This window comes from Pseudoalteromonas simplex (assembly GCF_015278155.1).
Taxonomy (GTDB): domain Bacteria; phylum Pseudomonadota; class Gammaproteobacteria; order Enterobacterales; family Alteromonadaceae; genus Pseudoalteromonas; species Pseudoalteromonas simplex.
Map to the genome: position 1 here is coordinate 71,185 of NZ_JADILN010000012.1, position 11,837 is coordinate 83,021.

At 40.3% G+C, this 11,837-nt stretch carries 11 protein-coding genes and 4 tRNA genes; 11 read left to right on the forward strand and 4 right to left on the reverse strand.

Going from position 1 to position 11,837, the window contains the following annotated elements; all coding sequences use genetic code 11:
- The first annotated feature begins 11 nt into the window (after window positions 1-11).
- The 4 genes from IRQ78_RS17770 to IRQ78_RS17785 all read left to right on the forward strand — a co-directional run bounded on the left by IRQ78_RS17770 (window position 12) and on the right by IRQ78_RS17785 (window position 1,713).
- Window positions 12-284, forward strand: a complete 273-nt coding sequence (locus IRQ78_RS17770) for a late competence development ComFB family protein (RefSeq protein WP_138602087.1) — start codon at window positions 12-14, stop codon at window positions 282-284.
- Entirely contained in the window at window positions 281-439 is a 159-nt protein-coding gene (locus IRQ78_RS17775) for a YbaM family protein (protein WP_082389283.1), read from the forward strand. The genes IRQ78_RS17770 and IRQ78_RS17775 overlap by 4 nt, the downstream gene beginning before the upstream one ends.
- A 72-nt stretch (window positions 440-511) precedes the next feature.
- Entirely contained in the window at window positions 512-1,399 is an 888-nt protein-coding gene (locus IRQ78_RS17780; protein ID WP_054553682.1) for a DMT family transporter, read from the forward strand.
- A gap of 71 nt (window positions 1,400-1,470) precedes the next feature.
- Entirely contained in the window at window positions 1,471-1,713 is a 243-nt protein-coding gene (locus tag IRQ78_RS17785) for a hypothetical protein (RefSeq protein WP_054553683.1), read from the forward strand.
- 15 nt (window positions 1,714-1,728) lie between these two features.
- On the opposite strand, the gene IRQ78_RS17790 is transcribed toward IRQ78_RS17785, so the two are convergent.
- The 4 genes from IRQ78_RS17790 to IRQ78_RS17805 are packed head-to-tail and all read right to left on the reverse strand — an operon-like array spanning window position 1,729 to window position 6,690.
- Complete coding sequence (locus IRQ78_RS17790) at window positions 1,729-2,385, reverse strand: tRNA (adenine(22)-N(1))-methyltransferase (RefSeq protein ID WP_194442823.1); 657 nt, start codon at window positions 2,383-2,385, stop codon at window positions 1,729-1,731.
- On the reverse strand, window positions 2,385-3,314 hold the full coding sequence (locus IRQ78_RS17795; RefSeq protein ID WP_194442833.1) for a class I SAM-dependent methyltransferase: 930 nt from the start codon (window positions 3,312-3,314) through the stop codon (window positions 2,385-2,387). The genes IRQ78_RS17790 and IRQ78_RS17795 overlap by 1 nt, the downstream gene beginning before the upstream one ends.
- Before the next feature lie 5 nt (window positions 3,315-3,319).
- The gene (uvrB, locus tag IRQ78_RS17800; protein ID WP_054553686.1) at window positions 3,320-5,314 is read right to left on the reverse strand and encodes an excinuclease ABC subunit UvrB; all 1,995 of its coding nucleotides are present in this window, start codon (window positions 5,312-5,314) and stop codon (window positions 3,320-3,322) included.
- Entirely contained in the window at window positions 5,311-6,690 is a 1,380-nt protein-coding gene (locus IRQ78_RS17805; protein WP_054553687.1) for an MATE family efflux transporter, read from the reverse strand. The genes uvrB and IRQ78_RS17805 overlap by 4 nt, the downstream gene beginning before the upstream one ends.
- 1,064 nt (window positions 6,691-7,754) lie before the next feature.
- Here IRQ78_RS17805 and IRQ78_RS17810 point away from each other — a divergent pair.
- The 7 genes from IRQ78_RS17810 to rsxB all read left to right on the forward strand — a co-directional run bounded on the left by IRQ78_RS17810 (window position 7,755) and on the right by rsxB (window position 11,836).
- Window positions 7,755-7,831 (forward strand) — tRNA-Asn (locus tag IRQ78_RS17810).
- 21 nt (window positions 7,832-7,852) lie between these two features.
- Window positions 7,853-7,929: transfer RNA gene (locus IRQ78_RS17815), tRNA-Asn, on the forward strand.
- Window positions 7,930-7,948: 19 nt separating this feature from the next.
- Window positions 7,949-8,025: transfer RNA gene (locus IRQ78_RS17820), tRNA-Asn, on the forward strand.
- A 29-nt stretch (window positions 8,026-8,054) separates the two neighbouring features.
- Window positions 8,055-8,131 (forward strand) — tRNA-Asn (locus tag IRQ78_RS17825).
- Between the two features lie 185 nt (window positions 8,132-8,316).
- Window positions 8,317-10,260, forward strand: a complete 1,944-nt coding sequence (locus IRQ78_RS17830; protein WP_054553688.1) for an EAL domain-containing protein — start codon at window positions 8,317-8,319, stop codon at window positions 10,258-10,260.
- A 438-nt stretch (window positions 10,261-10,698) separates the two neighbouring features.
- The gene (rsxA, locus tag IRQ78_RS17835; protein ID WP_054553689.1) at window positions 10,699-11,280 is read left to right on the forward strand and encodes an electron transport complex subunit RsxA; all 582 of its coding nucleotides are present in this window, start codon (window positions 10,699-10,701) and stop codon (window positions 11,278-11,280) included.
- A gap of 1 nt (window position 11,281) precedes the next feature.
- On the forward strand, window positions 11,282-11,836 hold the full coding sequence (gene rsxB, locus IRQ78_RS17840) for an electron transport complex subunit RsxB (RefSeq protein ID WP_054563643.1): 555 nt from the start codon (window positions 11,282-11,284) through the stop codon (window positions 11,834-11,836).
- Window position 11,837 lies beyond the last annotated feature (1 nt).

Consider the following 11,837-nt stretch of genomic DNA (forward strand, 5'->3'; position numbering starts at 1 on the left):
GCTAACTTTGTATGAAATTGCATGACGACATTCATAATTACTATGAAAAATTGGTTGTCGAAGACATCTCAAAACGAAACTTAGAAGCGACCTATAGTGATGATGTTATGGCAGATTTATGCTGCACAGTATTAAATCAACTGCCTGCTCGTTACATTCGCTACGATGTCGATATGGAATTTTATTTACCGCAAAAAGAACGTATTAGAATGGAGCAACAAGTGCAAACAGCTATTGATGTAGCGATCAGCCAAGTCGCTAAGAAAAAGGAATTGCAAAAATGAGCAGTGAGTTAGAAGGTGCGCCTAACTATATTAAAATTGCTGTTGACCTTATTATGCTATTAGAGCAAAACGATGTCCCCGCCGAAGATGTATTAGCAGCTTTAGAAATCGTTAAGTCTGATTTCGAAAAGAAACTTCCAAAATCAACCGATTAATAGTCCGAAAATGGCGAGTATTAGAGCAGAAATTTGTTATGCTCAGGTTTTATAATTCAAGAATGTAAAACCATGTCATTGCCAAGTTTATTACGCTTATTCATCCTTGCTGCTATTTGGGGCGCTTCCTTCTTATTTATGCGCATGGCAGCGAATAGCTTAGGCCCTGCAGTATTAATTGAGTTAAGAGTTGGCTTTGCTGCAATTACACTGTTTATTTTTGCGATGTACTTACGAAAGCAACTCGCTTTCACGACCCACAAAAAGCATTTTTTCATTATTGGCGCACTTAATTCCGCCCTTCCCTTTTTATTGTTTGCCTATGCAGCGCAAACAATTAATGCCTCAACCTTATCCATATTAAATTCAACGACCCCTATTTGGGGTGCCATCGTTGGTATTGTATGGAGTAAAACGAAACCCACCAAAAGTATGTTACTTGGCTTGCTATTAGGTTTAACGGGCGTAGCCATTTTAGTAGGGCAAAATAGCCTGATTATCGACACGCAAGCAATCACAGCAATTGTAGCTGCATTGTGTGCCTCGCTCAGCTATGCCATTGCATCTCATTACACAAAACATGCACCTAAGTTATCTGCTTTCGATAATGCCCATGGCAGTATGTGGGCGGCAAGTATTATGGTTCTACCACTTATTTTTGTTATTCCTGCCAGAGAAATTCCAAGTAATGAGGTGATGCTTGGTGTGGTGGCACTCGGTGTGCTATGTACTGCGGTGGCATATATCCTGTTTTTCCGTTTGATTGATGACATTGGCCCAACCTCTGCGTTGACTGTTACCTTTTTAATTCCATTATTTGGCATTGTTTGGGGCAATTTAATTTTAGATGAGCAAATTGGACCTAATACCTTGGTTGGCGCATTGTGTGTTATCGCGGGTACCATGCTGGTCACCGGCTTTATTCGTATCAAGCCATTTTTAAAACGAAACACCTTGTAACAGAATCACCTTTGCAATTAAAAAATCAGGCTATAATCTATACATAATTTTTAAATAATAAGGAGAGTGCTATGTCAGGGACAACCATGGTGGTATTGATTGTCTTGATTTCTGTGGGTTCAGGTGTGATTTATGATATGTATAAAAAACATTTAGAGTTTAAATCTCGAACATTAAAAGACAGCAAAGAAGCGAACGAACATGTCGCTGCAGTAACAAAAGAGCTTGTAGAGCTAAAAGAGCGTGTGCAAACGCTCGAAGCCATTGTTACTGATTCAAGCTATAGCGTAAAACAAGAAATTAATAAACTCTAATTAAGTTAGCTCTTATTAAGTTAATAATGCACTGTATTGTTCAAGCACAGGCTGATAGTAATCGGCGTCTTGATTTAACATACGTTGGTAATGAGCACATAACTGCTTTAGATAAGCTTGGTGCTCTTTACTTGTTAGCTGCCACATTTGCTGGCCAACTCGAGTGATCGACTGCGAAGCAGACGCACTCATGGCAATAACTTCATAAAATCGTTTGTTTTCACACACCAACTGCTCAGATACGAGCCCCAATGGCAGTGTCTGCAAATAGCTGCGAACTTGATAACTGTGATGTACAGGGCAAACAATAAAGTCGATATGCGTATTTGGCTGTTGACTAACAATCCGCGCTAAAAATCGCACTAACAACTCACCTCCCACCCCCGCAATAATAACAAGGTGACGCTTTTTAGGATCTGGTGAAATCATTGCCACATCTTGGCAATGTACCTGCCAACGGCCGCGTTGCTCACTTGTGGCAAAACGTTCGAGTTTATCACTTAGTACCTGCATCAGCTCAGGCACAATATCAACGAAATGTATAAGCTGGGCTTTATTTTGCTGTAATAGCTCAATCCCTAACAAACCGTGATCGCAGCAACAATCCCAGATTTCGTCATACCCAGAATCAACCACATCAACAATGGCTGAAAGTCGTTTACTCAGTGCCATTAGTTTGCTGTTTTATAGACTAACGCTTTTAAGCTGCGATCACTGTCAACCTCAATAAAGCCATCAGTAGGAGCTAGTCGCTCAACAAAACTAATTGCCCCTTGGGTATGATCGCTAATGAGATCTTTAAACGCCTGCTCAGATAGCTCAGGGCTATTTGCACACAGTAACAACTGGGTGTTTTCATTTAGCAGCTCAGGTAAACGACGTAGGATTTTTTGATAATCCTTGGTCAATATAAAACTGCCTTTTTGAAAACTCGGCGGGTCTACGATGATCAATTCATACGGTGCTGATTTTTTAAGCTTACCGAATGATTTTAGAATATCGTGCGGGAAATAACTCACACCTTGATCAAAACCATTTAGCTGATGATTTTGTTTACCTGTTCGCAGCACCCCTTTATTCATGTCCATATTAATAACTTGGTCTGCCCCCCCCTGCATTGCTGCAACAGAGAAGCCACACGTGTATGAAAATAAGTTGAGCACTTTTGCATTTTTACTATTAGCTTGAACAAACTCCCGGCCACGGCGCATATCAGGGAAAATCCCAGTATTTTGGCGACTCAATAAATCGACTTTAAACTTAATACCATTTTCACTGACATGGTGCTCTTGGGGTAATTCACCATGCATAAGCGCGTTGCGGGTGTTAATGCCGCTACGTTGTTGGTAAACCAATGCACCGACAAGCGCTGGCGCATTCTTTTGCGCCCATTGCCACAGGGTATCAGTTAATTGCGCAAGTACTTGTTCATCTATTTCTTGATATGAAACTAAAAAGAGTGCTGGCGGATAAAAGTCTAAGTTTATGTGGCTCAGCTCAGCGACTGAGTGACCACGGCCATGGAATACACGACATAATTCATTAGCAGCAAGTGGCGCCTCTGCTAAAGCATTTAAAATGGCAGAAAAATCGTTTGTCATCATCTTTAGTTAATTAACTGTTGTTGTAATTCGTGAATTTCATCACGCACAGACGCCGCTTTTTCAAACTCAAGATCGCTAGCATAAGCATGCATTTTCGCTTCAAGAGCTTTGATTTGGCTGGCAATATCTTTCGCGCTGAGCACTTGTTTAGACTCTTTACGCACTAACTTAAGGTTGTCTTTCGGGCTTGCTTCTTCGCCCACATCCATAATGTCGGTAATACTTTTAACCAGTGCTTGTGGCTCAATACCATGTTCAAGGTTATAAGCTTGTTGTTTTTCACGGCGGCGGTCTGTTTCATCAATGGCTTGTCGCATTGAATTAGTGATGCGGTCGCCATACAGAATTGCTTTACCATTTAAGTGACGCGCAGCACGCCCTATGGTTTGAATAAGTGAACGAGTCGAACGTAAGAAACCTTCTTTATCGGCATCAAGTATCGCCACCAGTGAAACTTCTGGCATGTCGAGACCTTCTCGCAATAAGTTAATGCCCACTAACACATCAAATACGCCAGCACGTAAATCACGGATAATTTCAACCCGTTCAACAGTGTCGATGTCTGAGTGCAAATAGCGCACTTTTACGTCATGGTCGTTGAGATAGTCAGTTAAATCTTCTGCCATACGCTTAGTTAACGTGGTCACAAGTACCCGTTCGTTCACTTCAACTCGTTTATATATTTCTGATAGCAAATCATCAACCTGGGTGCCCACAGGGCGTACTTCAATTTCTGGGTCAATAAGCCCGGTTGGACGAATGACCTGCTCTGCAACCTCCCCTGATGAGCGCTCAAGCTCAAAGTCACCAGGTGTTGCCGACACATAAATAGTTTGCGGCGCAATGGCTTCAAATTCTTCAAAGCGTAATGGGCGGTTATCTAACGCTGATGGCAAGCGAAAGCCATACTCAACAAGATTTTCTTTACGGCTTCTATCGCCTTTATACATAGCACCAATTTGCGACACAGTAACGTGTGATTCATCAATAATCATCAATGCATCATCAGGTAAGTAATCTAATAATGTCGGCGGTGGATCGCCCGGTGTTCTGCCAGATAAGTATCGCGAATAGTTTTCGATGCCAGAGCAATAACCAAGCTCGGTCATCATTTCAATATCGTACTGGGTGCGCTGAGCAATACGTTGCTCTTCCACAAGTTTGTTGGCACTGAGTAACTGAGCTCGGCGGTCTTTAAGCTCATCTTTAATTTTATCAATGGCATCAAGAATTTTTTCACGGGGTGTTACATAGTGGGTTTTTGGATAAATAGTCGCACGTACAATATGCTTTTCAACTGCTCCTGTAAGCGGGTCAAAAATACTTAAGCGCTCAATTTCATCGTCAAACATCTCCACACGCACAGCGTAAGTATCCGATTCAGCAGGAAATATATCGACCACTTCGCCACGTACGCGATAAGTACCGCGGCTAAATTCAATATCATTGCGTGTATATTGCAATTCAGCAAGCCGACGCAGCATATCGCGCTGATCGACGGTTTCACCTACTTTTAGTAAAAGCATCATCTTCATGTATGAGTCAGGGTCGCCCAAACCATAAATAGCAGACACCGAAGCCACAATAATGGTATCACGTCGTTCAAGCAGCGCTTTGGTGGCACTTAAACGCATTTGTTCAATGTGCTCATTAATAGACGCGTCTTTTTCAATAAAGGTATCGCTGGCAACAACGTAGGCTTCTGGCTGGTAATAATCATAATAAGATACAAAATACTCAACCGCATTATGAGGGAAAAACTCTTTCATTTCACCGTAAAGCTGTGCAGCGAGTGTTTTGTTGTGTGCCATAATAATGGTTGGCCGATTCAAATCATTAATGATATTGGCCATGGTGAAGGTTTTACCGGTTCCTGTAGCCCCTAATAATGTTTGATGTGCAAGCCCAGCCTCTAGGCCATCTTTTAACTGTGCAATGGCCGTTGGTTGGTCACCACTTGGCTGAAACTTAGAAACTAGTTGGAAATGGTCGCTCATGAATGACACTCCTTCATATATGACTCACTTAACCCATCAACTTCTTTGATAAACCATTTATAGGCAACCATTGCAGTAAATAAGTTACCAATCGCGGCACCAATAAATAAACCAGTTAAACCTGCAATTTCGCTGCCTATATAAGCAAAAGGTACATAAAAAACAAACAGACGTACCACACTTAAAATCAGGGCATTCATTGGTTTATGCAAGGCATTAAATGAAGAGTTAGATAAAATAATCACCCCCTGCAGGCCATAACTCAGTGGTAAGATATAAATGAATAACTTAATCACATCCATTACCGCTTGCTCTTTACCAAATACATCCGCGATAAAGCCAGAGGTTAACAGCAGTAAAATATAAATAGCGAACTGCCAAATCATCACGAATTTCAAGGTTTTTGAGTAAGCTTCTTTAACACGTTCAAACTTACCTGCCCCAAAGTTTTGACTTACAAATGGTGGTAAGGTCATTGATAAAGCAAGCACCACAAGGCTTGCGATAGATTCAATGCGACTGCCTACACCAAACGCTGCAACCGCCTCAGGGCCATGCTTAGCTACTAATGCCGTCATGACCGCCATCGCTATTGGCGTCAACATATTTGCGCCTGCCGCCGGTAAACCTATTTTAAGAATTTTACGAACTGAACTAACTGCTGTTTGCTGACCAGCATGCAGGCTCAACAAACCGTTCTTAATTGCCAGAATATATAAAATAATAATTACTGCAACCGCCCAAGCAATAACACTCGCAATAGCAGCCCCTTGTATACCTAAGGCTGGAATTGGCCCAAAACCAAAAATTAGTACCGGATCTAAAATAGCATTTATCAGCCCCGCTCCACCCATAACAATACTTGGCGTTTTGGTGTCGCCGCTGGCTCTAAGCACTGAATTGCCAACCATAGGGGTAATTAAAAATACACTGCCGATGAACCACACGCTCATGTAGTCATGAATAAGTGGCAAGACTTGCTCACCTGCGCCTAATAATTTAAAGATAGGCTCAATATACAAATAACCTAAGGCAGAAAGGCAAAACACCATTACAACCGACACCAATAATGACATACTGGCATCAAAACGAGCTTCATCTAAATTATCACTTCCGAGTGCTTTAGCAATAACTGCGGAGGTACCTATCCCTAAGCCGATTGCTAAACTAATTACAGTAAAGGTAACTGGAAAAGTAAAACTTACTGCGGCTAATGGCTCAGTGCCTAACAAACTGATGAAGAAGGTATCGACTAAATTAAACATCATAAGAGTGATCATTCCGAAAATCATAGGAATGGTCATTTTTTTTAAGGTCGGCAGAATTGGGGAGTTTAAAAGATCAGGTTTAGTTTTGCTCTGCGGTTTCACGCTCATAAGAATTCTTGGCCTCTTTATATGAGCCTATAAGTTTAAAGCATCCTTCACTTGCAAGCTATGCTTTATTGACAGAATCAAAATCGATGTACAAAACTATAACTTTTGACGCTTTGACATAAAAATAACCACTAACCCTTATAAAAAACAATATAAAAACAAATTTAATAGCTTTATTACAATTAAATGGCACTATTCGCTGTTTTTTTACACAATAAATAGCATCATTTCATCGTCACGAATAAATTTACTTATCAATTCAGCATCGCTTCAGATAAAAACACTAACACATTGATTTAAAATGAATTAAAAAAACTTAATTAAACACTTGAAATTGCTGGAGCGCCCTAAAATCCTAGTACTATAGCTGTTCTTAAAGTTTAATAAACAGAGTTATCCACAGAAACCGTGGATAACTCTCTAGAAGCCGCAAATATAAAGGCTTTGAAGACTAGCTTGAAACTGATAAAACGAATAATAGTGAAGTATCCCGTTTTGACCCTTTTGTAAGCTTCTAGAAAAGAATGTGTAAAAAATGCTCTCCCCTTAATGGAAAGCCAGCATGAAACATAAAACACGACAACACACTATTCAGTAACTAACTGATATGTATACCTAAAAATAAATTTAGTCATCCTCGACAAACAATGATGTCGATGTGCTTCATAAAAAAAGATGGAATATTCGCCATCTGTAGTAAAAAAATACAAGAAAAAAATAACACCTAAGGATGGCCTAATAAAAACTCTTAGGTTTGATTTTCTCAATCACAAGAAATTATTGCATAAGTGATGATTTCCTCACTTTAATAGAGAATATCTGAGCAAAGAATGGTTTTTTATATTTTCAATTTGGTACTACTGCTTAAAAAGAATGCAAAAAAGTCATCTTTTCGACATAGCTAGTCTTCTAAAAAACAAAAAACGCTGCGCTTTTCAGCTACATTTTGCTCAGATCGAACATAAAAACATCGAATAAGCTTCTTTTTTGAATTTATGAAGTTTTTATGTTGACACTTTGCAATGCTGTCATTAATATTTCGCCCCGTTGAAAGGCATGACGCTTCCCCCTTAGCTCAGTTGGTTAGAGCGACGGACTGTTAATCCGCAGGTCCCCCGTTCGAGTCGGGGAGGGGGAGCCAAGTTTTTCAATCATAAACGATTCCCCCTTAGCTCAGTTGGTTAGAGCGACGGACTGTTAATCCGCAGGTCCCCCGTTCGAGTCGGGGAGGGGGAGCCAAGTTTATGAATATGATTGTTCCCCCTTAGCTCAGTTGGTTAGAGCGACGGACTGTTAATCCGCAGGTCCCCCGTTCGAGTCGGGGAGGGGGAGCCAAATCATAGCACCGCACTACTCTATTTAGTTCCCCCTTAGCTCAGTTGGTTAGAGCGACGGACTGTTAATCCGCAGGTCCCCCGTTCGAGTCGGGGAGGGGGAGCCAACTCTACGAATATATTAAATTTTATCTCTTTTTTGCCTCACCGATTGTATTAGACTTTCCAGCGCTTATACACTACTCTAGTGTAAGTTATTTATATGCTTTGATATAAAATAGAATTCACTATTATTAAACCGATCAATCAAGGAATTGATTCCTTCCTTTTAGGCTTTTAAAAGATAAGAAACATGGCTGGTTTTAAAAAACTCATATTCGTACAACTTATTTCTTGGCTACTATTCGCATTATTAGGCGGATATTTTATTGCAATTAGTTTTGACAGTGCAGTAAGTGATGCCCAGCAAAAAGCACAGCGTGTAGTTAATGCCTATATAAACTCACAAACTATTGAACAGCTGGCACCAGAGAAACTTAGGCAAGCACTTTCTGATGGCAGTACTTTTTCTAAATTTGTAATCCGAGATCAAACTGGCAAAGTTGTTACAATGATAGAGTCTAGTCAGCCCCTCCCCTTGTTTGCTGAATTAGTTAATAATTCATTTAACTCTATCCGGCCTCAATTTGCAGTGAACCAGACATCTGACATAAAAATTGAATTTACGATCAATGCTCATAACCTAGCAACTCTGCTGCAACAAGCGATGTTTATTGTCATTTTGATATCTGGATTGATTGCATTATTACCAATTATTTATATGAACAGTATGTTCCGTCGCTTAAACAGAAAAATAAGCACAACAGTTGCTGATATTGTCGATATATACATAAATCAGAATCAAGTAAGCGACGATATTGAACAAGCTATGGACACTTCAAGATTAAAGAAGCTAAGCAAAGATTTAATTCCTTCGTTCAATCGTCTGTCACACTTTTTACAAACTAAACACGATGATATTCAAAATAATGCGCTAAGTATTAAAAAAGAAGCCTATAAAGATGTAGTCACTAACCTTGGCAATCGTAATATGTTTGTAGAGTATTACGAAAAAAATATTGAGAATGCAGAAAAAAGCACCTTTGGTTCACTTGCTATGGTGCGTTGTAGTGAGCTACAAACAATAAACCAAACACGTGGTTACCAAAAAGGTGATGAATACGTAAAAGGTGTGGCCGATATTATTAAACATATTAGCGGCACCTATACAGGCAGTCAGGTTTTTCGTTTAAATAGTTCTGATTTTGCTGTGGTACTGCCTAATACCCCACTTAAAGAAGCTGAACGCTTTGGCGATAACTTACAATCGCGTTTTACTCAGTATCAGCAAAACCAAGAATTAAGCTCAGTTGCTAACACAGGTATAGTTGGATACGAAAAAGGTAAGCCGCTTGGTGAGTTATTATCAATTGTTGATAATGCAATGAGCATGGCGCAATCAAAACAAGCAAATGCATGGCATGTACAGCGTGAAACTGATTTAGTTAATAACGCCAGCGCAGGTTTTGGTAACCAAAACTGGCGTAAAGTCATTACCGAAGTGATCGAATCGAAACGTGTGCACTTGGTTATGCAGAACATTATGCCAATAGGTAAAAGTGTTAAAGCCTATGCTGAGATTCAAGTTCGTTTCAAAACTGCAGAAAACCAAATGCTGCCAACGGCCTCTTTTCTTGCAATGGCAGAAAAGCTAGAAATGGCAATGGAAATTGACCGTTTAATTATCGATACCACTTTAGAGAAGGTTAAAACGCGTAATTTCTCTGAAAAATTCTTTGGTATTAATGTTACTGCATCAAGCGCTCACAATGATCAATTTGTGATCTGGTTAGAGCGCCGATTACTTAAAGACAGCAATATCGCCTCTAAGCTTATATTTGAAGTCAGCGAGTTTGGATTACAACAAAACATTAAAGCAAGTAAACGCTTTATCGATATGGTACACCGCGTGGGTGCACGTATTACCGTAGAGCGTTTTGGTGTGGGTTTAACGTCATTTAAATTCTTTAGAGACTTAAAACCAGACTTTATCAAAATGGACGCAAGCTACACCCGCGGCCTTGAAGAAGATAAAAACAACCAATACTTTATGCGTTTAATGGTTGATCTTGCTCATCGTATTGGTGTGAGTGTATTTGCTGAAGGCGTCGAAAGCCAAGAAGAAAAACATATCATCGAAACACTGTGTTTAGATGGTGTGCAAGGCTATTACATCGAAAAGCCAAAAGATATCTAACCCCTCTTTAAGGCCCAAAAAACCTTACTATTTTTGGGCCTATTCCAGCTATACCCAAGCCACCTCAAGATGCAGAATTCAGCGTTTCACAGGTGCTTAATATCAAGGCGTTACTTTGCAAGAATGGCAGTCCCTTTTAAGAAGTAACAACGATGAGAGTAAGTGCCTGTGAAACGCCCAAAGGGTTGGTTTAAAAGCGATTTATACTGCGTTATTGATTTTAACAATAGAACCACTATTATTTGCAATCAATGCCTTGCCTAAATCGCTTTTAATTCCAACTGAAACTCGCATCTTGAGGTGGATTGGGTATATTAACTTTGCTTTAACACTTTAATCGTAAACAGCTTTGTTAATTTTAGCTATTCGTCCCTCATGTGTTGTGTCGGCCCCCATAAAAAAGGATAATAGAGCCGTTTTTATTCTCGTGAGGCACGCATGACAGAGTATGTCTTGTTATTGATTGGCACTGTGCTAGTCAACAACTTCGTTTTAGTTCAATTCTTAGGTTTATGCCCGTTTATGGGTGTATCGGGTAAGTTAGATACCGCGATTGGTATGTCTTTAGCCACAACCTTTGTACTTACACTTGCCTCCGTGACCAGTTATCTGGTGAATCATTATATTTTGATCCCGCTGGATATCGAATTTTTGCGTACCATGAGCTTTATTTTGGTTATCGCTGTTGTCGTGCAATTTACCGAAATGGTGGTGAGAAAAACCAGCCCGACACTTTATCGCTTATTAGGGATTTTCTTACCGCTTATTACCACTAACTGTGCTGTTTTAGGTGTTGCCCTACTTAATATCAAAGAAGACCACTCATTCTTACAATCGGCCGTGTATGGCTTTGGTGCCGCAGTGGGTTTCTCTATGGTGTTAATACTGTTTGCCGCATTACGTGAGCGTTTAGCTGCGGCTGATGTCCCTGCTCCTTTTAAGGGTGCTTCAATTGCGATGATCACCGCAGGCCTTATGTCGATGGCCTTTATGGGTTTTACAGGATTAGTGAAGTTTTAATATGACCTTGTTTTATGCTTTGATAGCGTTAGGTTCATTAGCGCTAATATTTGGTTTAATTTTAGGTTTTGCCGCCGTTCGTTTTCGCGTTGAGAGCAACCCTATTGTTGACCAAATTGATACCATTTTACCGCAAACACAGTGTGGCCAATGTGGCTACCCTGGCTGTCGTCCCTATGCAGAAGCAATTGCCAATGGTGACGAAATCAATAAGTGCCCACCAGGCGGCGAAGCCACGGTAAAAAAACTCGCTGATTTAATGGGTGTAGAAGCAAAACCGCTGGCAGGCGGTGAGCAAGCAGATCCTGTTAAAACCGTTGCCTATATTCGTGAAGATGAATGTATTGGCTGTACCAAATGTATTCAAGCCTGCCCTGTTGATGCCATCGTTGGCGCAACCCGCCAAATGCACACTGTATTAATTGATGAATGTACCGGTTGTGACTTATGTGTTGAACCATGCCCTGTAGACTGTATTGATATGCTGCCTGTAAAAGAAACTAAACAAACCTGGAAATGGCAATTAAACGCAATCCCTGTGACTCAGGTAGATTAGG

What these genes read in the sequence shown, in the direction of transcription:
- IRQ78_RS17770 (WP_138602087.1), top strand. Translation starts at nt 12, where the DNA reads ATGAAATTGCATGACGACATTCATAATTACTATGAAAAATTGGTTGTC.
- IRQ78_RS17775 (WP_082389283.1), top strand. Translation starts at nt 281, where the DNA reads ATGAGCAGTGAGTTAGAAGGTGCGCCTAACTATATTAAAATTGCTGTT.
- IRQ78_RS17780 (WP_054553682.1), top strand. Translation starts at nt 512, where the DNA reads ATGTCATTGCCAAGTTTATTACGCTTATTCATCCTTGCTGCTATTTGG.
- IRQ78_RS17785 (WP_054553683.1), top strand. Translation starts at nt 1,471, where the DNA reads ATGTCAGGGACAACCATGGTGGTATTGATTGTCTTGATTTCTGTGGGT.
- IRQ78_RS17790 (WP_194442823.1), bottom strand. Translation starts at nt 2,385, where the DNA reads ATGGCACTGAGTAAACGACTTTCAGCCATTGTTGATGTGGTTGATTCT.
- IRQ78_RS17795 (WP_194442833.1), bottom strand. Translation starts at nt 3,314, where the DNA reads ATGACAAACGATTTTTCTGCCATTTTAAATGCTTTAGCAGAGGCGCCA.
- uvrB (WP_054553686.1), bottom strand. Translation starts at nt 5,314, where the DNA reads ATGAGCGACCATTTCCAACTAGTTTCTAAGTTTCAGCCAAGTGGTGAC.
- IRQ78_RS17805 (WP_054553687.1), bottom strand. Translation starts at nt 6,690, where the DNA reads ATGAGCGTGAAACCGCAGAGCAAAACTAAACCTGATCTTTTAAACTCC.
- IRQ78_RS17830 (WP_054553688.1), top strand. Translation starts at nt 8,317, where the DNA reads ATGGCTGGTTTTAAAAAACTCATATTCGTACAACTTATTTCTTGGCTA.
- rsxA (WP_054553689.1), top strand. Translation starts at nt 10,699, where the DNA reads ATGACAGAGTATGTCTTGTTATTGATTGGCACTGTGCTAGTCAACAAC.
- rsxB (WP_054563643.1), top strand. Translation starts at nt 11,282, where the DNA reads ATGACCTTGTTTTATGCTTTGATAGCGTTAGGTTCATTAGCGCTAATA.